Here is a 25,047-nt window from a genome sequence, read left to right as displayed (position 1 = left end):
AAATGAATAAAAAACTTACCTTATTATTTTGCCTTTTGGCAATTGTATTGCCAATTATGGGATTTTCCCAAACAGACGGCGATTACAGCAACTTGCTTCAGTTTTTAAAAGGAGATGGTGCCTTTGAAAAATGGTTTATGGAAGTATTCACCAAATTAGATAACAGTGTACAAGACAGTGCTCAAGGTTCTGCTTTGGTAGGAAAAGCGATTGGAGGATTAGGAGCTTTGATGTATCTCGGATATATGGGTTGGCAAATGGCAGCTGGAGACCGTGAATGGGAAATCACCCCGATGCTAAAACCAATTCTGATTGGATTTACGCTTGTGTATTGGACAGGATTTGTCAATCTCATTCAAGCTCCTTTTGAAGCCATAGCCCAACCAGGAATCGCCATCTTCAGTGACATTGAATCTGAAGTTAATGATTTGCGAGTGCAGAGATTCAAAAAACAACAACAACTATTAGATGCCGTCATCAAACTCAATGCGGAAGAAGATGCCAAACAGGAAGTCATCAACAACACCAGTCAAAGCGCTGATGATTCTTGGTTTGATGTAAGTGAAGGATTAGATAAATTGATACAACCCATCAAAGAATGGCAGATTAGAATGCAGTTCCAAATGCAAAAATTAGTCGCTGAAGTCATTGAATTTGTCTGCCTTTCCATCTTGAGAATTTGTGTGTATCTCATTTTTTTTATCCAAAAAATATGGGCTTACATCCTTATTATTTTAGGACCTATTGCGGTTGGAATGGCATTAGTTCCAGGATTTGAAAACTCTCTGTACAGTTGGGTTTCGAAATTCATCAATATCAATCTCTACACATTTGTGGCTTATACGATTATCAATATCGGACAGCAACTCATCGCTTCTGGCTATACGATGGAAATAGAACGATACGACACGCTTTTATCCAATGGAACCATCACCAATTTAGATGCTTTAATGGTGTATGTAAGTAATTCGGGAATGATTTATAACCAACTCTTTACCTGTGTTGCCTATATCGTTACGGGAATTGGAGTTCTGATGACACCCACCATTGCTGACACCATTGTTACTGCAGGAGGAGCTGGAGCGATGACCAAAATGAAAAGTGCTGTAGGAAAAATGGCAAGCAGTGCCAAAACAGCAATATTAACTGCAAAAACAGGAGGAGCTTCTACAGTCTCAGCAGCAACAAAATTTGCATCAGCAGGATCTGCATCGGGAAGAGTTCAGGAAGCAATGAAAAACGGAAAGTAAAAAACTCAACTATCTATTTACCAAATACTAAATACCAATTACCCACTAAAAATGCTTATTAAAAATATAGAACAAAGAATTAAAATCAACAAGGTGGTTTCCATCTCGACCATTGCGTTTGCGGTGTTCATCGTTGTCGCAGGTTTCTTCTTTGCATACAGAATGATTGAGGATTCCAGAAAATCAATTTATATTTTAGACAATGGAGTTCCCGTACTGGCAAAGCAAACCGATGTTTTACTCAACAGACCAGTTGAGTACAAAGCGCAAATAGAACTTTTTCATCGATTGTTTTTTACGCTTGCTCCAGATGATGCCTACATCAAGGACAATATTCAGAAATCATTATACCTCATTGATGACAGTGGAAAAAAGGAATATACCAACTTAAAAGAAAAAGGCTTTTACAATCAAATCATCGCATCTAGTTCAATGGTTAGTATTCACTCAGATTCCATTTTGCTCAATATGGAGCAAAAGAAGTTTGCTTTTTTCGGAAAGCAGATGATTACCAGAAAATTATCAGTTATTACCAGAAAGCTAATCACTGAAGGCTATTTTGATGACATTATCCGAAGCCCTAACAATCCTCATGGTGTAATGCTTAAAAACTGGCGAATACTAGACAACGAAGAAATCTCTAACCAAACCAAAAACTCGTATTAAAAATGAATACTACATTAAAACAAACTGGTCAAAAATGGTTGAATTGGGCAAGTCAACATCCAAAAAAATTTTTCATCTATTCGATGCTATTTTTATCGGTTTCCTTCATTGGTTCTCTGATACAAAGCATCTTTTTTCCATCCGATAATGCTTTTAAAATAAAGCCTCCGATTTTGTATTCCAAAAGTAAGATGGAACAAAATACCACTGTAAACAATGAAAAAGAAATGGAAAAAATAGTGAATGAACTTAAATCACTAAAAGTGAAAAGCGACCGTAAAGAATTACAAAAAGAAGACAGTTTACGAATTGGCTACTTGTTTAACCAATACCAAAAACTAAAAAATGGCTGGTAGCACCAGAGGCAATTTATCTAAAATAAAAACTCAATGAAAAAACTAGATTTTAAACAGAAAAAATATGTTTTGCCTCTATTAGCATTACCATTTTTATTGCTATTTGTCTATGTAGGTGCACAGTTTACCAAAGAGGACAAACCAAAAGACCAACCGAAAGAATTATCTCTTTCACTCGGTGAAACGCAGGATTCTATTATGACGAAGAATGATGCGTATGATGCTTTTTTCAAAAAAGACGACAACAGAACCATGTTGGAAGGTCTGGATAAAGAAGAGGACAGTTTATACAACTACGATGATCAATTGTCAATAGCACAGAAAAGAAAAATTGATTCATTAAAAGCCGTTTCTTCGAGACAAAACCAATATCAGAAAAAAACGAATCCGTCTTCTTATTATCATCCTAATCAGCAAAATGAGGATAAAGATTACAAAAGATCTTCTGATATTATCAGAATGCTCAACGATAAATCTTACGGAAAGGAAGAAAATGGATATGATTCAGAAAGTCCGAAAGCTCCATCTAAAAATGAGCCACAAGATCCTGTAAAATATCTGAAACAGCAAATGCTGGTCATGGATTCTTTAGAAAAAGCACGAGACCCAGAGTATCAAAGCAAACTAGCAGCTGAACAGAGACTTAAAGCCAGTAAAGAAAAAATGGACGAGTTTCTTAATTCGACATTCAATGTCAGTAAATCTGGAATTAATAAAGATTTCAATGCTTTTTATAAGGAAAAAGAAAACAGCTTTATCAAAGCCGTGATAGATGAAAATAATAAAGGTTTTCTTGGAAGCAGAATCCGATTTCGATTGTTAGAAGACATCTTCGTAAGCAACAAGAAAATAAGCAAAGGCTCAATTTTATATGGTCAAATTTCAGGATTTTCAATGCAAAGAGTTGATCTTACAATTGTATCTGTATTCACGAAAGGTGAAATTTTCCCTGTTAATCTTTCTATCTATGATGTGGACGGAATGAAAGGATTGTATGTACCTCAAAGTGTTTTCAGAGATATGATAAGAGAAATGGGAAGTAATTCTGTACAGGGAACTCAAATGGATATGGGTGGACAAGGGTTTTTTACCAGTCTCGGTTCTAAATTATTTACATCCACTTCCAAATCCATTGCCAACCTAATTAAAACCAATAAAGCCAAATTGAAATACAATTCTTATGTATTCCTGATTGACGAAAAACAGCTCAAAGATTCACAAAACCAACAAAAAAAATAAAATAATGAAAATATTATTATACAGCCTTTTACTATGTACAGCTCAATTTTTAACCGCACAAACGGCAACCAAAGAACAAATCATTTCGGATTTACCCGAAATAGAAATTACTGAAGGAATTAATTTACACATTATTTCACCAGAACCGATTCAGTACGTTGATTTATCCACTCAAAAACTTACAGGAGATTTGCCAACTACCAATATTGCCAGAATTAAAATTACTGACAATCCTGACATTAACCAAAAAGAAAAAATAATAAAGCCTGTTGTATTTTCCAGCAGAGATACTGTTGGAATTATAACGGTAGTAGGACAATCCTTCATCGCCCAGTACAAAGCCATTTACAGAAATTCCGAAAACTTGAATACGGTTACCAATATTCATATTCAGCCCGAAAATATGCAACCCATCGAGTTGGATAAAATGGTTTTCTCCAATCTTGAATTGAGAAAGTTTGCAATGGACATTATTCGTAAAAAATCGGAAGAACATCCAATCAGAGAAAAAGAAAATCTACAACTCAGTATGCAGATCAACAATGTATATGTGATGAGTGATTATATTTTTTTGGATATGACTTTTAAGAACAATTCAAATCTGAGTTATGATATTGAAGACTTGAAATTTTCCATAGAAGACAAAAAAATATATAAAGCCACCAACAATCAGAGTATTGAGATGATTCCCATTTTTCAACTGAATCCACAAAAACACTTCCGTAAAAATTTCAGGAATATTTATGTATTCAAAAAATTCACCTTCCCGAATAGTAAAGTAATGATGATACGATTGATTGAAGAACAACTCTCAGGAAGAACCATAGAAATGAAAGTGAACTATTCAGATATTCTTAAAGCCGACACATTCTAGAGGCAGTGCCTCTTCCAATTTTTTAATTTTTTAATTCAAGAAATGCAAGAGCAACAACATCAAATCAAGATTTACGGTTTCTTACAAAAAGCAGTGTATGCGGTTGTGGCACTAGATTGCGCATCACTTTTTTATCTCAATGCGAATATTCCAGTTGTATCCAATTTATTGAAGAATTTCGCAAAAATGAATTTCATTTATCCTCCGATTAATGCCAAGTTTGCAACATTGATTTTGATAGGATTAGTAGCAATTGGGACAAAAGCCAAGAAAAAGAAAGACTTAAATATTGCTACAGAGATTGTGGTTCCTATGGTATTAGGATTAATCATGATTTTTTCATCTCTGATTGTGCAGAATGAAGCAGGAAATGTAAAACTCCCCAAAATATTTCCAGGCGTTAATCTCTATCAGGTAATTTATGCTGTTCTTTCTTTTTTAGGAGCGGTTATACTTCAAATGGGGGCTGATTCTATTTCAAAACTGATGCAGCAAAAAATGGGAAAAGACCGATGGAATGTAGAAGAAGAATCTTTTGACCAAAATCAGGAACTGATAAAGTCAGACACTAATATCAATATTCCTTATTTATTCAGATACAAAGGAAAAAGCAATAAAGGCTGGATTAATCTGAATCTTTTTCGTGGAACAATGGTGATTGGAACACCTGGTTCTGGAAAATCCTTCGGAGTCATTAATCCTGCTATCCGTCAAATGATTGAGAAAGGTTTCTGCCTTTGCATTTATGATTTTAAATTTCCCGATTTGGCACAGATTGCATATTACCATTATCTGTTGAAAAAAAGTAAAGAATCAGATTATAACTATAGTTTTAGTATTATTAATCTGAACGAGGTAGAAAAATCAAAGAGAGTCAATCCATTTCACAAAAAGTACATCCAAACCTTAGCCGAAGCACAAGAAATGGCAGAATCAATGGTGTCATCTTTGCAAAAAGGTGGTTCAAGTTCTGGAGGTGGTTCAGAAGCATTTTTCACCCAATCAGCTATTAATTTTCTGGCTTCCTGCATTTACTTTTTTGCAAAGCTAGAAAACGGAAAATATTCAGATTTGCCCCATATTCTTTCTTTTATGAATCGTAGCTATCAAGAAATTTTTGATTCATTATTTAAGAATGAAGAGATTGGTTCCTTGCTTTCACCCTTCAAAACAGCGTATGACAATAAAGCATTTGACCAATTGGAAGGACAAATAGGAACATTAAAAATATTCCTTTCTAGATTGGCAACAAAAGAAAGTTTTTGGGTATTCTCTGGCGATGAAGTAGAATTGAAGATAACAGACAGAGAAAATCCATCCATTCTCATTCTCGCATCCGATCCAGGAACTCAGGATATTAATTCAGCGTTATATTCTGCTGTTCTGAACAGAACGTTACGCTTGGTGAATTCAAAACATAATTTGCCTGGTGGAATTATCGCCGATGAGTTTCCAACCATTTACATTCATAAAATTGATAACGTGGTGGCAACAGCAAGAAGCAACAGAGTTGCAGTATTATTAGGATTGCAAGAAATACCACAACTTCGCCAGTTTTATAAAAAAGAAGTCGCAGATACTATTTCTGCCATCTTTGGGAATATTCTTTCTGGTTCAGCAAGAGATAAGAATACCTTAGAATGGCTTGAAAAATTATTCGGAAAAATCAAGCAGAAATCGTTTTCTCAATCCATTTCACAACAAGGAACCACAACCAGCATTAACGAAAAGATGGATTTTATGATTCCTGCGGGAAAGATAGCCGCATTAAGAACTGGAGAAATGGCAGGAATGATAGCGCAGGGAGAAGAAAATGATACCGATGAATACAAAACATCAGCAATTAATGGAAAAATCAACTTGGATATGAAAGCCATTAAGCAAGAAGAACAAAACTACGTTCCGATGCCAGTTTACTATTCATTTATAGATAAAGCTGGAAACAATCGCAAAGAAGAAGTTCTGATGACCAATTTCAGAAAAATCAATAAGGAAATAGAACTCATCGTCAATGAAAATATAAAAACAGCATAAATGAAAACCATAGAAAAATGTTTTATAGCAGTGTTAATATTGTCTTTTCAGATAACACTTTTCGGGCAATTCAATACACTGACACCGACACTGCCGAAGAAAACGGAATCTGCAAAAGCAATAGAACAAGTAAAAGAAACGGACAATCCGAAGCCAAAAAAAGAGAAAAAATCGTGGAAGGATGTATTTAACATTACCTCAAAAGCCAAACTAAAAAATGAACTGGACTCCCTGAAAGCAATAATTAAAGAAAATTCATCCGCCAACAACAAAAAATGGAATAGGCAAAAATTACAGGATTCCTTGATTTTAGTTACTCAAACTAAAATGCTCGACCAAATTCAAAGCAGTAAAAACAAATTTTTGCAATATGAATTTGTAAACGAACCAAGAGAGAAGAATTTTTCAAAAATTGTAATGCCATTGAATAGAGGAATTTCTGTTACATCACCTTATGGAATAAGGACTCACCCGATTTTCGGAGCATCTAAATTTCATAACGGAATTGATTTGGCTGCGAATTACGAAAATGTCTATTCGGTTCTGGACGGAATAGTTACGGAAACAGGCTGGGATAATAATGGTGGTGGAAATTATATCAAAATCAATCACTTTAACCGTTTTGAAACGGCTTATCTCCATCTTTCTGAAATTTATTATCGTGTCGGAGAGTTTGTAAAAGCGGGATTCATCATCGCCAAAAGCGGAAATTCAGGAAATTCAACTGGACCGCATCTGCACTTTTCCGTGAAAGAATTCGGACAAAGTATCAACCCCACTCATTTTTTAAATGACCTTATAAAAGTAAACCAATTAATCGCTACCTATTATGCAAAATGAAAATTTACCAACCGAAGAACTTAAGAAATTCGGTATTATCAATGAAGATTTATCATTCTCAAAAAAGCTGAATGCGGATGATATTCAGAAATTCCTACAAGGATATACTATCGTTGCGGACAAAGATAAAAACAGAGCTACCTTCCAACTCACTGAAAATAATACGAAACTGAAAGTCATCTTTTTGGAAAGAGACAAAAGCATGTCAGAAATTTTGGAAAAAAGTAAAGAAAAAATCCAGTATTCTGAAACAAGCGCACAATACAATTTTAATGACAATCGGCATTCTGCTCAATTGGGTTTTTCAAAACAGGCATTTGTTTTTGACAAAGAAACAAATACGATAAAGGAACTAGATTTTATCAAGAATGCTCCTGAACTTACCAAACTCGTTACGGAAAGAAAAAATCCGGAAGAAATCGATCGATATAGATTGGAACTTGAAAAACTAAAAAGTTTTTTACAGGACAAATTAGAACAATATCCAGAAATCGCCATGAGAATTACAAACGACCTGAATATTGTTTCACGAGAAATTGATTCTGTGAACAGCATTGCGCCAGACGAAAAACAAATTGCAAAAGAAAATAATTCTGATGTTCAATTGAATGTGAATGACAGAGATCTATACGAAGATGCCAATCGAAATCGAGAGGAGCAAGAAGAACAGTCTGAAGAACAAGAAAAATCACGAAAATTTAGGAGATAAATCAATTTAAATTTCTTTTAAACCAACTATAAAAATATGATGAACAGTGAATCATTCCGATTTGAAGAAGCGGATAGTAAAAATCAGAAGAGTTCCCAGCAACTAGATTGGGAAGAAAACAATCTAAAGTTTGACGATCTGTTTTCACCAGATGACTTTAAAGAAAAAGACGAAAAATTAAATATTAACAACCAAACCCCAAACATTATGGAAACACAAAAAGAATTCGACCAAGTGGAATATCTAAAAAATCAGTTAAAATACCTTGGTTTCGGCGAAGGAGAAAAACTTCACAAAGATTTAGAAAAAGTTATCAAATCTAAAAATCAACAATTTGAAATCAAAACCACTTCCGATAAAACCTTGCCAGGAAACAAGGCAGATTTTACTTTGAAATTTAACAAAACAGATAGCGGTGGTATTTTTCTCAATTCGTACAACGCAAAATTGACGAACGAAAAAAATGAAGAAATTTCTCACAATTTTCCAGTCAACCGAGAGAATACCTTTACGGCAAAAGAAGCCGTCAATCTTTTAGAAGGTAGGAGCGTAAAAATCGAATTTCACAACCCGAAAAGCGACCAGCAGGAAACCGCTTTTGTCCAGTTCAATTTTGAAGAACCGAAAACAGAAAAAGGCAATTATCTGTTCCAAAATTTCTATAAAAATTACGGTGTGGAAACCGATAAAATTGTAGAAAAATCCAATCTTATTTTTGATAAACCCGAATACAAAGAAAACACCATCAAATCTTTAGAAAAAGGAAACATTGTAAAAGTGAAATTTGAGCAAGATGATAAGATTGTAGAAGGAAAAGCCGTCCTTAATCCTCAAAACAGAAATCTCAAACTCTATGATTCTGATATGAACCGAATCAATACCAACAAACCGTTGGAAGGTTTGGAACAAGATAATAAGCACGAAAAAAATAACGTGAAAGAGCAAAGCATTAAACGATAAAATAATACCTGACCCTAATCTGAAAGCGGTAGGTCTTAATGATTTGCCGCTTTTTTTAATCTATCAAAAATGAAAAATTTTTTAATACTACCATTTTTTATTCTGCTTTTTGTTTTGAATTCTTGTCACAAAGAAATCAAGGCAGAAAAAGGCGGCATCGACCTCATTTCCAATGTGTATTTTGATGCTTCCAAAGGTCTTAATAAGATGCAGAATTTTCACATTTCTAGGCTGAATTATCAGAATGATTCCATCATCGAATTGGTTCCTGATTTAGAATTTCCAGAAATGACGAAAGCAACTTATTTCATCAAGGATTCTATTTTTTACGATTTGAATAATAATACTTCATTCGTTTTATCAGAGCTACAAAAAATTCAAAAACCGACTTCGGTTTATACCAAAACTTTGGGAGCTGTTTTTACAAAAAAGCCTCTTCTCAATTACAGAAACCGCAGGAAATTAAGCGATACCATACTTTTCAAAAAGAATTACAAACGCTTTGAAATTAATTCGCCTTGGAATTATACTCGATATTACATTTATCCTACGGATACTATTCTGCTTTATTCCCTATATAAAGAAGTTGGGAAAGATTATCATGGTAGAATCGAAAGAATAGATTCCTACGATAAAAAGAAGGACATTTTTGTAACCCTTCAATTAATTCCCCGAAAAAATTGGGACGACACCGCTAAAGAAATTTTTGAATTTAACCATTTTGTGAAAAACAGAAAAAGTGAGTAATAAAGAAACTTTGAGTCCTTTTGTTGAGGATATTTCCGTTGAGGAAGGAACTAAAAATGAATTGATTGTCTTTAAAAATCATAAAGACAAAGAATCGTTTTTGGAACTTTTGAAGTTGAATAATCAAACTAACAACAGAACTCTGGTAACACTCAATGCCGATGAAAATTCCAAAAGATTGATCAACAGATTTCAAAACTATGATGGTAAAATATTTCTTTGTTTGGAGGGAGATAGAACAGGAAATATGCAAACACTTAAAATTCTTACGGAATTTAGAAACAAAAATATTAAAGACATTCGAGCACTGTACAACATTTCTGAAAATGTCAACCATAATTTGGAAGAATATTTAAAAAATAAACTTCAAAATAAAGATAAAAATGTTACTTTAGTTGAATCAAAAAATGCACAGAATGAAAAAGACAGAACTCGATCCGAAGGAATTTCCAACGTTGAGCACTTGGGACCCGAATCTACTGGAAGAAATATTGGAGAATTTGGCGAAAACAGCCAATCCGAGCAAAACGGAAATCACACAAGCGGACAAAAATTGGGCAGCAACGATGCTGGAAATGGACTTGCAGACACAATCTGGAAGCATTTGGTCGGAGACAGAGAACGAGAAAGAAGATTCGATGACCATCCACAACAGAATGATGATGAAAAAAATGAGAGAGCAGAACATTCCTTGGGCGGAATCGTATCCAGGAGAACTGTATCCGATAGAGAAAAATTAAATTCTACAAATCATGAGGAATTAGACTTACTCATTTCAAAATATAAAGGTCAAAAACTGACCAATGAACAAGTTGCAGAAGTCGTTTCTGCAGCTTGTTTTGTTTCTAACAATCAGAAAGTTTTTCTGAAAGAAAATCTCAATATTACTGATGATTTAAAAGAAATTTGCAATCAATACAAAAGTGGCGGAATATCAAAAGAAGGTCGTGGAATTTTAGATGAATATTACACAGATTCTACAATTGTAAATGCCGTTCGTAATCTAATCAAAGACCAGTTACAAAATAAAGTAGAAATTTCGGTTTTAGAACCAAGCGTGGGAACAGGTAATTTTCTTTATGCGACAAAAGATTTAGCACTAAAATCAATTATTACGGCATTTGAAATCAACGAAACCACCGCAAAAATTGCAAAAATCCTACATCCTGAAGCCGACATTCATCTACGTTCATTTGAAACCGAATTTATTGATGAAAAAGGAAATAAAAAAGATGAATATTTACTGTATGATTTAGTCATCGGAAATCCACCTTATGGCGAACATCGTGGCTTGTACAAAGGTTTGGGCGAAGAACCGAAAATCTCCAAATACGAAGATTATTTTCTAAAACGATCTTTGGATTCTTTAAAACCCAATGGAGTTTTGGCAATGGTGCTTCCTTCTGGTTGGCTGAACCGACAAATGAATCTGCATAACGCAAATATCGTGGAAGGTTTTCGTTTGCCAAACGGAGCTTTTGCAGGAACACAAATTGGAACGGACATTATTATTCTCAAAAAAAGCAATCATAAAATTTCTACAGATATTTCCAAATACTTTGAAGTGAATCCTTCAAAAATTTTAGGAGAAACACGAGAAAAAACCAATCGTTTTGGACGTTTAGAAAACTATGTTCACGGAAGTTTAGAAGAAGCACTATCAAAAATTCAACAGTTTAAAAACAAAAAAGAAACCGCAAGAATTGGAAATCTTTTTGAAGATTTATTTTTAGAAAATTCTGAACTAGAAATTGAAAAGAAAGTTGATGCAAAAATTGAAACTGGAACGAAAGATGAAAACCAAACTATTGAAAAAGAGCTCGACTTAACCGAAGCTAAAGATAAAGTTGAAACGGTACTTTCTCAACTCAATACCATCAAATTTAAATCTCCTACAATTATTTCAGAGATAAGAAAGTATGAAAAGCTTCGTGAAGATTTAATCACAAAACCAACATCGTTTTCAGAGGAGAATTTAAAAGAACTCATTGAAAAAAGTGACAGGATAATTTCTATTCACAACACCAAAAATCAGAACGAATATAAAATTCAAACCAAACCTGAACTCAAGAAAGGAATTCTAAAATATCAGTTTTCTAAACAAGATGAAATTGTCAATACTTCTTTACAAAACAGTTCAGATATTACCAAAGAACAAATTGAAGCCTTCAGAGATACTTCTTATGATGGAACGCTTAATAATCACGAAAAACATTCTCAGTTTGCGAACTATATTGATGGAAATTGGGTTCATGATTTTTATTATGCTGAAGGAAATATTTATAAAAAATTAGAACAGTTAGAAATTGATTTCAACCGAAGTTCAGCTTCCTCTTTTTCTAGTAATGATAAAACTGGAACTGCCACTGCCAGTCAATATGAAAAACAAAAAGCATTATTAGAAAGCGTTCTACCCAAGCCAAAATCTTTAGATGAAATTTTCATCAGTCCTAATCACGAGTTTGTCCACCAATTCGATTTAGGAACAATAGAGAAAGACCGTTGGAATCCAAATACAAGACAAACAGAATCCGTAACAGAAAATTACAATCTAGCATGGAAATTTAAAGATTTTGTAGGGACTTTATCTAGTGAGGCTTTTGCGGGTTCTTCAGCTTGGGAGGTGCGAAGTTTTGTTGATAATGAAACGGTTACAGGAAGCGACAAAGAAAGAAATGCATTAGTAAGAGAAAGGCGAAAAGCGGCTGCAAATGATTTGTTTTATAAGTTTGTTCGGGAGGAGCTTTCAGATGACATCAGGAATCGTTTCGTGAAAGAATTTAATAGAAATTACAATAATATTCATGTTCCTGATTATTCTCAATTTCCATTATTTTCAAAAATTCATCAAAATTTCAAAGGAAAAGAATTAAAACTAACCGAAGTCCAAAAAGCAGGAATCGGGAGACAAACCACAAAAGGAGTTGGATTATTGGCACATGAAGTCGGCTTTGGGAAAACGTTGTCTGGTATTCTTTCAATGCATGAAGCAATGGAAAGAGGAAATGCGAGAAGACCTCTGATTGTAGTTCCAAATGACAGCATTTTGAAACAATGGGTGGAAACCATTTTTGAAACGATTCCGAATGCTAAAGTGAATGTTCTTGGCAATCTTGGAAAGGATTACGATTTATCAAAATTTGATAATAAGGATGGAGAAATTACCATCGTGACTTATGAGGGGTTTAATAATATTGGTTTTTCAGAAAACATTACCCAAAATCTAGCTTCAAAATTTTCCTACATTTCTGAAAACGAATTAAAAAGTGTAAACTCCATCAGTGAAAGAGATTTCCAAAAGGAACTTGAAAAAGTGAAAGAAACAGAAGGAAAAATGAAGCGTGGTAAAATCTATGATTGGGAAGATTTCGGTTTTGACCACCTCACTTATGATGAAGTTCACAATGCCAACCATATTGTAGGAAAAGTAAAGATAGAAGATCGCAGGTTCGCTTCAGATTTTAGAAGTCAAAACCAACAGACTTCAAAACTGGGAATCAATACTTGGATGGCTGCACAATATATTCAAGACAGAAACGATGGCAGAAATGTTACGCTCCTTTCTGCAACGCCTTTTACCAATAAACCTTTGGAATATTATTCCATACTTTCTTTAATTGCCAATAAACGTTTGGAAGAATCGGGATATTTCAATGTAAATACTTTCTTTGAGACTTTTATGGAGGCGGATAATGATATGGAGATTGATGCTAAAGGTGATGTGAAATTTAAAGCGAATGTTCGGAGGTTTAAAAATAATTCTTTGTTTCAGCAGCTTCTATCTGAATTTATTGACATTAAAGGCGAAGAAGACAATCCCGAATTAAAACGCCCCAATAAAATTAACAAAGAATATAAAATTGAGCAAAATGATTTAACCAAAGAGCAATACGATTTGCTCAATGAAAGTTTTAATGAAACTCAAAAAGGAGCAATTCTTACCCATATTCTTAACGCGCGTTTGATTGCAATTTCTCCATATTTATCGCCTTACTATGATGATGAAAATCCTTCAATAAAAGAATTTATAGAAAATTCTCCGAAACTGAAGCAAACGATGGATTTAATCCAGCAGAATAAAAAAGACATTCCTGAATCTGGACAAATAATTTATTCTGAATTGGCAGTGACAGAGTTTCCAAAACTCAAAGAATATCTTATTCAGGAAATTGGTTACAAACCCGAAGAAATCGGAATTATCACAGGAGCAACGAATAAAAATCAAAGAAATTCTATTCAAAATGATTTTAATGCTGGAAAAATAAAGATGGTTATTGGAAGTGAAGCCATCCAGGAAGGAATGAATCTTCAAGAAAATACGACGGATATTTATATGCTTTCGTTGCCTTATAATTTCACTTCGCTAAGACAAGTGGAAGGACGAGCTTGGAGACAAGGAAATAAAAACGAAAATGTGCGGGTTAATTTTATGTTGACTAATGATAGCATTGATGTGTTTATGCTTCAAAAGTTACAGTCTAAACAAGCAAGATATTTAGAAGCGATGAAAAAAGGAGCCGATGTTTTAGATGTTTCTGACATCAGTACACAAGAGCTAAAAACTGCCATCATTACCAATCCTGAAACTAGAGCGAATATTGAAATTGATTTGATGAAAAAGAGAATTGAAAGCGAGAAAAATAAACACCTTGCTGATATTGCTTTTGTTTTGAGAAAACATCAGGATTTTTTGAAAGTACAAGAAGAAGTCACCAAAGCTCAAAATAATTATAATAGGATTCTTGGTTATTCTAATGAGGAAGGAGACAATGCAGAATATTGGAAAAACCAACTTCCTTTTTATCAGAAATCAATTGATTTAGCTAGAGAAAAAGTTCAAGAGGAGATTGAGCATTTATTGCAAAAAGGAGTCAATGTTGCTGAAATTGAAAACAAGAAATTAGTAACCGAAAATAAAATTGAAGAATTGGATAAAAAGTTGGATGATTTGCCTAATGTTCGAGAGGAATTGATTTCTAAGTACCGAGAAGAAAAGGAAATGCAGTTGAAAAGTAATGATAATCGGGATTATGTGAGAGAAAGAGGCATTGAGAATCGTTTTCAATACAAGAATGCAACAAAAGTAAAGCCTACTGTTGATATTGAAGCTGAAAGTTCTTCGGATAAATTATTAAGCTTAAGAGAGAATAAGGATTTGGAAAATGTATCATCCACAATAAGAAGGAGATAATGAAAGTAAAAAATATTCGTTTCGTGTAGAATGAATTTTTAGTTTTGTATATATTTAATTCTTCACAAAATAATTATGAGAGTAGATATACGATTAGAATTTAGTCATATTTATCCAAGTTCCGAAAAGGAAGAGCTGCTTGAATATCTGAAACGACTATCAAAGAATACCATTGAGAATATAATTGGGTTTTTCACTACAAATAATCTACCGGATTACTATAATTTTTTCTCAAACCCAGAAACCCAGCAAACAATAAATCAACTTATTACTCGCTAAATTTATAGTAATAGAATTTTAGGAAATATAACTCTTGTTTCTAGGGAAGCTGCTTTGTTTTTAAGTGAAACGATTCTATCCAATAAGGAAATACTAATTATAAATAATACTAATGAGGAAAATCCTGATGTAGAAGAATTAAATTTGTTTAAAGCATTTTTGGTAATCAATGAAGGTGTTAACCGAAATGATAATCTTACACTCGATAGAACCGAAGACAGCATTGAAAAAATTGCGGAAATATTTGTGGCTTTGAAGTTCTCGACAGCTGATATTGGGGTATATGAAGATGTAAATATGGAGCTTTTAAAACTTGGATATGTTACTTCTTATAAATTTGAAAAACTTATAAATTTCCTAAAATCAAAAGAAGAGTACAAATATTTGATTGAAGATTTATGTCAATATTTTAATCAGGATAATGTGGAAAAATTATCTGCTAATGTTGATTTTTTATTGGTGCAGGTACTACGTTTCAAAAATAATAATTCGTTTAAATTAAGAGTAGAAGATGAAGATTCAAACAAATTCTTACAATCTCTTACATCAAGTGAAATTTTTGCTGAAACTGATTTTTTGAAGCTACGGAATCATCCTTTATATCAGATAAATGAATTTACATATTCAATTGTTGATCCCTTCTTTGTACTTGATAAGTTTACAAAAAGTGTTAAGTTTATTTTGAAAGAAAGTTTTAATAAAAAGAATAATCTAAATGAAAAAGACAGAACCTTTTTTAATTTTTACAATACAAAATTTTCAGAAGAATATTTGATGAAAAAACTTTTAGATGATATTTTTTTTAAAAAGTATTATATAAAGCAAAACGATTCTTCGGGTAACGATAAACAACCAGATTACTATTACAGATATAATAATGATATTTTTATTTTTGAGTATAAAGATGTTTTAATTGCAAAAGAAATTAAAATATCTGGAGACATCGGACAGATTACTGATGTTTTGAAAAAGAAATTTTTAGTCAACCCAACTGACAAGAAACCAATAGGGATCGGGCAGTTAATCAATCATATTAAAGCTATTTCTGAAAATAATTTTAGGTAACTATATATAAATTTACACAAAGTTAGCAAAGTTAATTTTTTAAAAATAGTTTTATATATTTGTGAAAGAAAAATGGGAGCGTGAACTCCCATGAAACTAAAAGCTATTTTTTAGGACAACTTTTTGGTTTGCTTCTGTAAAAGAACTTTCTACCATTTAGTGTGGTTTTATGAACTTTTACGAACTTGGTTTTAGGTTTTTCCGCCATGATATACAAGTTTTAAGATGACAACCAACACCGTGTCATCTTCGGTGCTTCTTCATTTCACCGATTAGACATTTAGTTGGACAACCGTTACAAACTTACAAAGTTGTTTTAAAATATGCAAAAAATAAATCCCCTTCTTTAGTTGGGGATTTTTATTTTATGAATTTGGGTCGTAATTTAATCCTTTCTTTAATTTTTGGTCAAAATCTGAAATACTATTTTTGTGTTGTTCATCTATAAATGTTGAGTCTGAAATTTTCTTTATAGATTTCATGTAATCAATTTTTTCTAAAGTTTCTCTTTGTTCTTTTGCCGTATCTAATAATATTCTAAATCTCTCTTTTTTTGTAAGTTTATTCTTAATTAAAGTAGCATTAAGGCTTTCTAAATTAGTAAGTATTGCTAATTCGTTTATACTTGCCATATCTCTTATATTTTCCCCATTCAAAACTCTTTGAGGGTTAGCCTCTCTCCATTGTTTAGCAGTACATCCAAACAAAACAATATTTAATAAATCAGCTTCTTCCGCATATACCCAATCTTTTTTTTGTGAATAAGTTAAATTTGGTATGATATAATTCTTAACAGCATCGGTTTGAATCTGATAGTTTGCTTTACTTAATACTCTTTTTACATTCCATTCTAAACCATATTGATTACTTTCAATTTCCTTTAATCTCTGAAATTCTTTAATCAACAAAAGATTAAATAAAGGACTTATATATAATCCAAAGTTAAATGCAATATCTTTATGGGCGTATGTTCCACCAAACTTTCCTGTTCTTGCGGTAATTCCGATTGAATTTGTTTTTGTAACCCATTGCTTTACAGACATATAGAATCTATTAGTTCCTGCATCAGACATAATTCCCCCGAATTCGGGGGAATTAAAATTTGGATTATTTAACTGCTCCCATATTCCTAAAAATTCAATTGTATTCTTGTTAGTTAACCATTTTTCAATTAATTTGCTTCCTTCTTCTTGATTTGATGTCATATCTGTCAAGCAGATATAATCATTATCATTAATATCTACAATTGAAATAGGAATATTATCAACGTTAATTTGTTTTGATTTAGCCATTTATTAATTGATTATAAGTTAGACGATTATTAGCAATATTCAAAATTAAGAAATTAAATCTATTTTCAGTTGTATAATTTCTCGTATTGTATCTGAAAACAAATTCATCTACATATTTTTGAAGGTGTTTTTTTGAGGTAAAATGATAGATTCCTACGATACCTCTTTTTAATAAAGACCAGAAGCCCTCAATAGTATTTGTATGGATTCTTCCGACAACATATTCAGATTGATTGTGCTTTACAATACTATGGTCGTAAACTCTTTCTAAACCTTTATATCCTAACCATTCGTCAGTATAAAGTTTTGCGGATTCTTTTACGCTATTAATTATCTCACGGCTCAAAGTAGCGTGTTTAACATCTTCAACGGCTTTAGCATTTAACTTACCTTCTCTTTCAACCATTCCAACTACTGGTGTTTTATCTTTTGAACTTCTACCTTGAGAACCTTCAATCTTTTTATATTCGTGTCTATTTTTATTTTTACCCCCAATGTAGGTTTCATCTGCTTCTACTTCGTTATCTAATTCATTATCATTTTCAATTCCAAAGCATTTTCTAATTCTTTGAAGCATAAACCAAGCGGACTTTTGCGTAATATCTAAATCACGGCTTAATTGAAGTGAAGAAATTCCTTTTTTGTGAGAAGTAACTATATAGATAGCAAGAAACCATTTTTGCAATCCTAATTTAGTATTGTCAAAAATGGTATTTGTCTTAACGTTAAAATATTTTCCTGTATTTTTACATCTATATTTATTATCTTTACATTTATAGACTTTGGAAGTTTCATCAAAAGGAGAAACTACATTACCATTCCAACGTAAAGTTTCTAAATGATTAATGCAGGTTTGCTCGTCTGGAAATGCTTGTACAAGGTCTAAAATTGATTTGAAGTTTGTGTTTATCATCGCTTCTTACATTTAGTTGTTACAAATATAAGAAGTTATTTACACAAATGCAAATTATTTTAGTGTAAATTTATATATAGTTACCTAATTTTATTTATGATGAGAATATCAATCTTGATAAAAAGCATACTATTTATCCTATCTTACTACTATCTGACAGGCTTTTAGAAATCCCTGGGATAAATTATATTTTAAACAAATGGCTTCGTAATAATCTTCCTGAGATACACAAAAATCTAATTGTTAATGATCTTGTGATTATAGATATAGATACCCTGATATTTTTTGCAGAATATTTGAAAAGAAAAGATAAAAATTTTAAAGAACTTTTGGAAGATCATATTAAAAAAATGAAAATGATTGCCAAAGGATATGGTAATACAGAAAGAAAAGTATATCAAACCTTTAATAATAAAATCAGTAAAAAGTTAGCTCCTTTTAGCAGTCGGTTTTCTAATAGTATGTTTGACGAGAAACTCTTTATTGAGAGGTTTTCTTATTTAATAAAAGAAGATAAAGCTCCTTCTAATGCTCAATAATTATCAATTTATAACTATTTTTGAAGAAGGTAGAAAACTTAGTTAGTGAAAAAATAATATTCTCGTTATGTTTAAAACGAAAATCAATCCCAACAGCGCAATTAGAAGTGGATATTCTTATGAAGATTTATTCGTATTGAAACTATGTATTGACTGGTTGCGAAACCCTAAAAAATATATTGAAATAAAAATTCAGTTCACGCCTGAAAATTTGGATATCAAAGGTTTTGCGCTTGATGATGTTACTGCTAAGCGAAATGATGGAATAACAGAATATTATCAAATTAAACATATTCAAAACCCTGATACAGATTTTTGGGATTTAGATAAACTACTGAGTAAAGGGCTTTCAAAATGGGTAAAATCATTTTCTGAATTAAAAGAAAATGAACGATTTTGTTCTTTGATTACAAATGGTCAATTAGATGGAACTCTTTCTAACTTTTTTGCTAATGATCATTTTAATTTTAAAAAAATCAAAAAAAATAATAGTGATTTTATTCAAACTTTAGAAATTGACGGATTTTCAGAATTAACATTGAAGTCTTTTTTTGATAATTTTGAATTTAAGTTTAATCAACCTAACAAAACATTTTTTGAGGATGAACTACGTCAAATCTTGTATAAAGACCTAAAAGTTACAAAGGCTGGAGTGGATAGCTTATTAATATATATTGCACAGCAAGGCTCTGAGAAAAAACCTCAAATAATTACTCTTAAAGAAATAAGATCTAGGTTGTCTTGGGATAATCCTAGACCATTAAATCAAAACTTTGTTGTTCCCTCTGATTTTCAATTTTTTGATAAAGTAGTACATCAAGATATTATTGATGAATTGCAAACTTTGAAGGGTGGAATAAAAGTATTCATAGGTAAACCAGGTTCAGGAAAAAGCACATATCTTTCTAAACTATACAGTATTTTGCAAAAAAAAGGGTGTCTTGTTTTTCGACATCACTATCATCTGAATCCTAAAGATTCATCTTTTTATGAAAGATTAAATTCAGAAAGAGTTATAGAAGGACTTAAAGCTGAATTCAAAAAGCAAAAAAATTCTGTTATAGAATCATTGGGAGAACAAAATACTTCTCACATCCAATTAAAAGAGTTTATCGATCAAATTTCATATTATAGTAGAAATTCTGGTGTTCCATTTGTCCTAATTATTGATGGTCTTGACCATGTAATTAGAGAAGGTAATAGCCAAAGACAACTTATTGACTTTCTTAATGAAGTACTATTTCCACAAAAAGGATTTTGGTTATTAATTGGAACACAAGAAGTGGCGACAGATTGTTTCCCGAATGCTATTCAAGAATATGCTCCAAAAAATGAATGGATTGAAATTAAAGGATTAAATCGCCAAAGCATTAAATCCATAGTAAACAAGTCATTTCCTAAACAAGAGGAATCCTATGGAATTTATTATGAGAATATTATTTCAAAAATTCAAAAATTAACAGCTGGAAATCCGCTGCATTTAAGATATGTTCTTACTGAAATTAAGAACCGAAAAATGCACTTATCTTCCTATGATTTAGATAATATTTCTCCTTATGATGGTGAAATTGAGAAATATTATGAAACACTTTGGAGAAGACTGCCTGAAATTTCTAAAACCATTTCTTTTGCTCTTACAACGCTTGATTTCAAGTTACAGGAAGAGCAGTTGTTCTCATTAGTTTCAAATCTGGGTATAAAACCTCATAAAATCGCTGAAAGTTTTACGCAAATTCGTCATCTATTTAGATTAGATTTAAGAGGAATATCAGTATTTCATAATAGTTTTTTAGTATTTATCTTCAAGCAACCCGAATTGAGAATGCAGCAAATTAGTTTATATCGGGAGCTTGAAAAGTGGTTGAAAGAAGATAATCAGAAAGATCTCTGTTGGTCTGAACTTCCTAAAATTCAGTATTATTTAGGAAAACCTGAACTTTTATTATCAATTAATAATGAATGGATTACCGATCACTATTTAAAAGGGAAAAGCGAAAATATCATTGAAAACACTCTTTATATTGCATCTAAAGCTTCATTTGAGCTTAAATCCTTAGAGAAAGTAATTTATTTCTCAACTGTTTTAAATATTTTTAGAAATAGAGAGTACAATTTAGGAGAGACATTGGCAACAATGTGGGTGACATCATTCCGAATGACAACCGACTCTCCACTTGTATTTCCTGATTTTTCCGAATTGACCGGCTATCAGGTTAAGGAAATATTAATCGAACTATTCAGAAAAGGTAAGATTTCAGAAATACCCGATGATGCTATCAATCGTATTAATGACTTATTTCAAACCAATCACGAAAATTCAAATGATCTGGCGAAGTATTGGGTAGAAGTCCTATGTTATGCCGAGCCTGATGTTAAAAGAATTTTTAATTTTATCAAACAATTCAGAAAAGAAAACAATTCCTCATTTTTATTTGGATATTATATCAAAGTACTTCTGGAGATAAATTCTTCAGAACAAAAAATAAATAAAATAACATCTCTAAAGATTAATATCCAAGAAAAGAAGGAAATAGCTAAGAGTCTAATTTTTGATGACCTATCAGCAAAAACACCTAAATACAAAGAATTAATTTTGACGCTTTTAAAAGGAAATGAGATATTAAGAAATTTATATTGTAAATTATTTAATTTGGATTATAATTCAAATTTAGAGATTTTGCCTTTTGAATCATTTCCAAAAGAGGTAATGTACTTTTCCTACGAAGTACATCCAATTTCTAAAAAATTTGAACAAAACCTTATTTCTTCATTTCTTAATGAGAAAGTAAATTATATTTCAAATATTCCTACTGATAAAAATGAAGAGTGGTTAATACAATTTTACAATGCTGTTCTAAAAATAGGAGAGATCATTAGAATAAATTATGATTCTAAAAATTATCTAAGTATCAAATCATCACTTTTGCCATTAATTGAACTTCCAGAATTGAGTTTTTCAGAAAATCGAGATATTTATGATTACGAAAGGGAAACAATACCTAAAATAATTAATATTACACTTTGGCTTACAACTACTGTTAATCGGTTTGGCGGAATGCAATATGAACTTAACTACGATGATTTAGAATTTTTAACTGATTGGAAGGTTTACAATCGTAAATCTTTAAACGAAGTAATTAATTCCAAAATGATTTTCATTGAAAAAAATGATTTTAATTTCTTCATTCAAAATGAATCAAAAGGTATTTTAGAAAAAATTGTTCCTTTCAATGAAAAAGCACAAAGGCTATGTGAATTGGCAATTTTTGCATTAAATAATAGTGATACTGTCAATGCAAATATTCTAATTAAAGAAGCTGCAAAAAATATATTGGCATATGGAAATCATAAGGATATGCTTTTGTATCAAATTTTAGAAAGTATTGAAATTTGTGTAAAGTCAGGCTCAAAATTAGGTTCAAATTTTATTAAACAAGTTTTTCCATATATTTTTAATATTGAAGAGCTTACGGATGGAGATGAAACTAGGCATTTTATGGGGAGGTTATGTGGATTATTAACAATAATTGATCCTCAATTATTATACAATCAATACTTCCATTATATTGAAAAGCGTGAATATTATGATATTGAGAATAGTTTTAATGATATATTACATACATTAGATTATAAAGATCCTGTAGCAAAAGCAATAGCAGGAACGGCCATTGACCCACATTATGAAACTCTTGTTAAAGTGTCGAAAGAAAAGACAGATGTTATTCCCGTTTTATCTGAATTACAAAGGAGGTTTAATTATGATTTATCAACGGAAGTAAAGAAAGATGCGAAAAAGCCGGAAAAAGCCACAAAAACTGGTGCAGTTCTCCCTAACAAGATTAAAGAATATATAGAAAATGAAATAGGCTACAAAATTAGATTCGTAGATTATAACATTTCAGGCCTTTTACAGGATTGGTTTCAGTCACGATTGAGCAAAAATTTAAGTACTGAAGATAGTTTAATAGAAATAAAAAAAATAATCAATGATGATTATTCAAAAGTTTCGTCAGAATTACTAGATGAAATTTATCCTTTTGCGTATGAATATGATAAAGAATTTGCCTATGAGTGTATTACTTGGGCACATTCTAATGGCGGAGGATGGTCTGTTTTTTCTGGAAAGTTAGAAAAATCGCAGAGTAGATGGGAAAAAGTTAAAACCGATTTTTCCGACAGGATTAATGATTTCTATTTCAAGACCGTTTCTAATGTTGGACTTCATTACGGTTCAGATAAAGACTACAGTGTACCTATTCCAAACTCCACTCAATTCTTTGTTGATATAGATAATTTACCTGAAGCTGAAAGAGTTACACAGTATTATTTAGATATTCTACCCCAAATTTTTCCTAACGTAGAATTAAAAGTCCCTGATTACTTTATTTCACCAAGAGAAATTTCAAACTTTAATATTTTACTATCCAGATTTACCTGGATTAGCCCGATAGTTAGAGGATTGGCTGGAGAGCAAATTGCAAATCTTTTGATATTGGATAAAACAGGAGAATATCATCAGCTTTTTTTTAATTATTTGTTTGAGGAAGAATTAGAGAGCATAGTTTGTGAAGGATTATTAGTTTTGATAAAATCACTTGCAAAGTCACATTCTAAAACATACACAATTCTCACACAATCCGTTTTGGATAATTTATTATCAATAAGATGTATGGCTACGGATTTATTGTTGATGAAGATATCGAGTAAACTCAATTTAAACTTAAGGTTCTCAGAGGAGATGGTAGTTGCTATAAGTTCTGGAAAAACAGTACTGACAGAAGAAAAATTCAAAAAGCTGATTGGAAGAAACTTACCTTTGAAATATTTGGCTGATATTGATTTTCTTCAATCAAAAGCCACATATCAATTTAAAATATGGAAAGTATGGTGTAATATGTATGAAGATGAATGTGAAATCAGGGGCATAAATTATAATAGAAATACCGATGAAGATTTTAAAAATTCACAGTATAATTATATGACAGGCAGATCTACAATATTTACTGATATTCTTAAATCTACTTTTTTTAGATTGATTGATGCTGTTTATCAATTTGATTTAATCGCGGTTAGTGATATTTTGAGACTTACGATAATGAACCTACCTGTTGATTATTCATTATGGGATATTAATGTAATTGACAAGCCGAATTGGTTGCCAAAATTTTCAACAAATAAATTATTAAAAATAGAAAACACTCAGGAAATATATTCAAATCTATTTGAAATAGGCAAAGATTTTATACCAGTTTATTTTAATTATTCTTTCCCTTTGAAAAATAATCCTGATGAACGAAAGTTAAATTTCTATAATATTACAATAACTTTGTTTGGTTGTAATGAAAAATTTATTGACACAAATAGTGAAGAAGAAATTCAAGATAAACTTTCAGATGCTGGAATGTGGTATAATCCCACACTTATTCCATTTCAATATGGTTTATTGGATTGTGAATTAGAATTTCTTGGACCCAAAGAAACATCCTCAGAATTTGTTCCACTAATTTCTCCATTAGCAAGACAAACTAATAATATGTGGAATTACTTTAGAATGAAAGAAAATATTTTTCTTCTATCTAAAACTCTATCTGAAGAATTACATTTTGATATTTCCTCAAATCAAATTATTTATAAAAAAAATAATGAGGTTGTTGCATTTTTTGGTGATTTTCTTGAAGATTTTAAAGATACCAGACCTTTTGGTGAGCCAATAGGATATTGTACCTATTTAATGATAAAAAAATCATTTTTAAAAGAATTTAGTGAAAAAAGGAAATGTAAAGTTGGTATTTTAGCAAAACATACATCTATTAAGTTAAACAGCTTAGGGCGAGAAGATCGCTATGAAGAGAATGAAAAATTTGAAAAATTATTATTAGATTTTTGAAAACTTTTTATGAAAAAATTCTCATGAATGGTAGCTTTTTAATACATTTTTAAGGCTTGAGAAACTGTCTAATAGATTTTGTGGTATTTCTGAGTTCTAGTACATAAATAGAAGGAATAAGATTAGACTTGCCTATCAGCAAATAAATTATACAACCACAAGGCTAAAATATATGAATAAAAAGCGATTTAGTAATATTATGTGAT

Annotated in this window: 16 protein-coding genes; 14 read left to right on the top strand and 2 right to left on the bottom strand. The window is 31.5% G+C overall.

What is annotated here, in order from left to right:
• The first annotated feature begins 2 nt into the window (after window positions 1-2).
• The 12 genes from IEW40_RS13020 to IEW40_RS12965 all read left to right on the top strand — a co-directional run bounded on the left by IEW40_RS13020 (window position 3) and on the right by IEW40_RS12965 (window position 16,210).
• Window positions 3-1,250, top strand: coding sequence for a TraJ family protein (locus IEW40_RS13020; RefSeq protein WP_188618540.1), 1,248 nt, complete (start codon window positions 3-5; stop codon window positions 1,248-1,250).
• 51 nt (window positions 1,251-1,301) lie between these two features.
• Window positions 1,302-1,916, top strand: a complete 615-nt coding sequence (gene traK / locus IEW40_RS13015; protein WP_188618539.1) for a conjugative transposon protein TraK — start codon at window positions 1,302-1,304, stop codon at window positions 1,914-1,916.
• Window positions 1,917-1,918: 2 nt separating this feature from the next.
• Window positions 1,919-2,272 carry a restriction endonuclease subunit S domain-containing protein gene (locus IEW40_RS13010; RefSeq protein WP_188618538.1) on the top strand — a complete coding sequence of 118 codons (354 nt, stop codon included), beginning with the start codon at window positions 1,919-1,921 and terminating at the stop codon, window positions 2,270-2,272.
• Between the two features lie 33 nt (window positions 2,273-2,305).
• Window positions 2,306-3,511, top strand: a complete 1,206-nt coding sequence (traM, locus tag IEW40_RS13005) for a conjugative transposon protein TraM (protein WP_188618537.1) — start codon at window positions 2,306-2,308, stop codon at window positions 3,509-3,511.
• 4 nt (window positions 3,512-3,515) lie between these two features.
• Entirely contained in the window at window positions 3,516-4,385 is an 870-nt protein-coding gene (locus IEW40_RS13000; protein ID WP_188618536.1) for a DUF4138 domain-containing protein, read from the top strand.
• Between the two features lie 42 nt (window positions 4,386-4,427).
• Window positions 4,428-6,419, top strand: coding sequence for a type IV secretion system DNA-binding domain-containing protein (locus IEW40_RS12995; protein WP_188618535.1), 1,992 nt, complete (start codon window positions 4,428-4,430; stop codon window positions 6,417-6,419).
• Window positions 6,420-7,259 carry a M23 family metallopeptidase gene (locus tag IEW40_RS12990; protein ID WP_188618534.1) on the top strand — a complete coding sequence of 280 codons (840 nt, stop codon included), beginning with the start codon at window positions 6,420-6,422 and terminating at the stop codon, window positions 7,257-7,259. It begins immediately after the preceding gene.
• Window positions 7,249-7,968 (top strand): hypothetical protein, encoded by a 720-nt coding sequence (locus IEW40_RS12985; RefSeq protein WP_188618533.1) that lies wholly within the window; start codon window positions 7,249-7,251, stop codon window positions 7,966-7,968. The genes IEW40_RS12990 and IEW40_RS12985 overlap by 11 nt, the downstream gene beginning before the upstream one ends.
• 36 nt (window positions 7,969-8,004) lie before the next feature.
• Window positions 8,005-8,928: a DUF6449 domain-containing protein gene (locus IEW40_RS12980; protein ID WP_229663455.1), complete on the top strand. Its 924-nt coding sequence runs from the start codon at window positions 8,005-8,007 to the stop codon at window positions 8,926-8,928.
• A 69-nt stretch (window positions 8,929-8,997) separates the two neighbouring features.
• Window positions 8,998-9,675 (top strand): hypothetical protein, encoded by a 678-nt coding sequence (locus IEW40_RS12975; RefSeq protein WP_188618532.1) that lies wholly within the window; start codon window positions 8,998-9,000, stop codon window positions 9,673-9,675.
• Complete coding sequence (locus IEW40_RS12970; protein WP_188618531.1) at window positions 9,668-14,866, top strand: helicase-like domain-containing protein; 5,199 nt, start codon at window positions 9,668-9,670, stop codon at window positions 14,864-14,866. Before IEW40_RS12975 ends, IEW40_RS12970 begins: the two co-directional genes overlap by 8 nt.
• A 333-nt stretch (window positions 14,867-15,199) precedes the next feature.
• Entirely contained in the window at window positions 15,200-16,210 is a 1,011-nt protein-coding gene (locus IEW40_RS12965) for a hypothetical protein (protein WP_188618530.1), read from the top strand.
• 365 nt (window positions 16,211-16,575) lie between these two features.
• Here IEW40_RS12965 and IEW40_RS12960 read toward each other — a convergent pair whose 3' ends face one another.
• Both IEW40_RS12960 and IEW40_RS12955 read right to left on the bottom strand, forming a co-directional pair.
• Entirely contained in the window at window positions 16,576-17,502 is a 927-nt protein-coding gene (locus IEW40_RS12960; RefSeq protein WP_188618529.1) for a KilA-N domain-containing protein, read from the bottom strand.
• Window positions 17,495-18,415, bottom strand: coding sequence for an IS1595 family transposase (locus IEW40_RS12955; RefSeq protein ID WP_188618528.1), 921 nt, complete (start codon window positions 18,413-18,415; stop codon window positions 17,495-17,497). The genes IEW40_RS12960 and IEW40_RS12955 overlap by 8 nt, the downstream gene beginning before the upstream one ends.
• A 296-nt stretch (window positions 18,416-18,711) precedes the next feature.
• Between IEW40_RS12955 and IEW40_RS12950 the strand changes: the two genes are divergently transcribed.
• Both IEW40_RS12950 and IEW40_RS12945 read left to right on the top strand, forming a co-directional pair.
• Window positions 18,712-18,954: a hypothetical protein gene (locus tag IEW40_RS12950; RefSeq protein WP_188618527.1), complete on the top strand. Its 243-nt coding sequence runs from the start codon at window positions 18,712-18,714 to the stop codon at window positions 18,952-18,954.
• A 67-nt stretch (window positions 18,955-19,021) separates the two neighbouring features.
• The gene (locus IEW40_RS12945; RefSeq protein WP_188618526.1) at window positions 19,022-24,841 is read left to right on the top strand and encodes an ATP-binding protein; all 5,820 of its coding nucleotides are present in this window, start codon (window positions 19,022-19,024) and stop codon (window positions 24,839-24,841) included.
• The last annotated feature ends 206 nt before the right edge of the window (window positions 24,842-25,047 follow it).

The organism is Cloacibacterium rupense, from assembly GCF_014645495.1.
In the GTDB taxonomy this organism is placed as follows: Bacteria; Bacteroidota; Bacteroidia; order Flavobacteriales; family Weeksellaceae; genus Cloacibacterium; species Cloacibacterium rupense.
Note: the sequence above shows the minus strand (reverse complement) of the source record. Positions and strands in the feature narration are given on the sequence as shown.

What these genes read in the sequence shown, in the direction of transcription:
- IEW40_RS12990 (WP_188618534.1), top strand. Translation starts at nt 6,420, where the DNA reads ATGAAAACCATAGAAAAATGTTTTATAGCAGTGTTAATATTGTCTTTT.
- IEW40_RS12975 (WP_188618532.1), top strand. Translation starts at nt 8,998, where the DNA reads ATGAAAAATTTTTTAATACTACCATTTTTTATTCTGCTTTTTGTTTTG.
- IEW40_RS12955 (WP_188618528.1), bottom strand. Translation starts at nt 18,415, where the DNA reads ATGATAAACACAAACTTCAAATCAATTTTAGACCTTGTACAAGCATTT.
- traM (WP_188618537.1), top strand. Translation starts at nt 2,306, where the DNA reads ATGAAAAAACTAGATTTTAAACAGAAAAAATATGTTTTGCCTCTATTA.
- IEW40_RS12945 (WP_188618526.1), top strand. Translation starts at nt 19,022, where the DNA reads ATGTTTAAAACGAAAATCAATCCCAACAGCGCAATTAGAAGTGGATAT.
- IEW40_RS13020 (WP_188618540.1), top strand. Translation starts at nt 3, where the DNA reads ATGAATAAAAAACTTACCTTATTATTTTGCCTTTTGGCAATTGTATTG.
- IEW40_RS12980 (WP_229663455.1), top strand. Translation starts at nt 8,005, where the DNA reads ATGATGAACAGTGAATCATTCCGATTTGAAGAAGCGGATAGTAAAAAT.
- IEW40_RS12960 (WP_188618529.1), bottom strand. Translation starts at nt 17,502, where the DNA reads ATGGCTAAATCAAAACAAATTAACGTTGATAATATTCCTATTTCAATT.
- IEW40_RS12995 (WP_188618535.1), top strand. Translation starts at nt 4,428, where the DNA reads ATGCAAGAGCAACAACATCAAATCAAGATTTACGGTTTCTTACAAAAA.
- IEW40_RS13010 (WP_188618538.1), top strand. Translation starts at nt 1,919, where the DNA reads ATGAATACTACATTAAAACAAACTGGTCAAAAATGGTTGAATTGGGCA.
- IEW40_RS13000 (WP_188618536.1), top strand. Translation starts at nt 3,516, where the DNA reads ATGAAAATATTATTATACAGCCTTTTACTATGTACAGCTCAATTTTTA.
- IEW40_RS12985 (WP_188618533.1), top strand. Translation starts at nt 7,249, where the DNA reads ATGCAAAATGAAAATTTACCAACCGAAGAACTTAAGAAATTCGGTATT.
- traK (WP_188618539.1), top strand. Translation starts at nt 1,302, where the DNA reads ATGCTTATTAAAAATATAGAACAAAGAATTAAAATCAACAAGGTGGTT.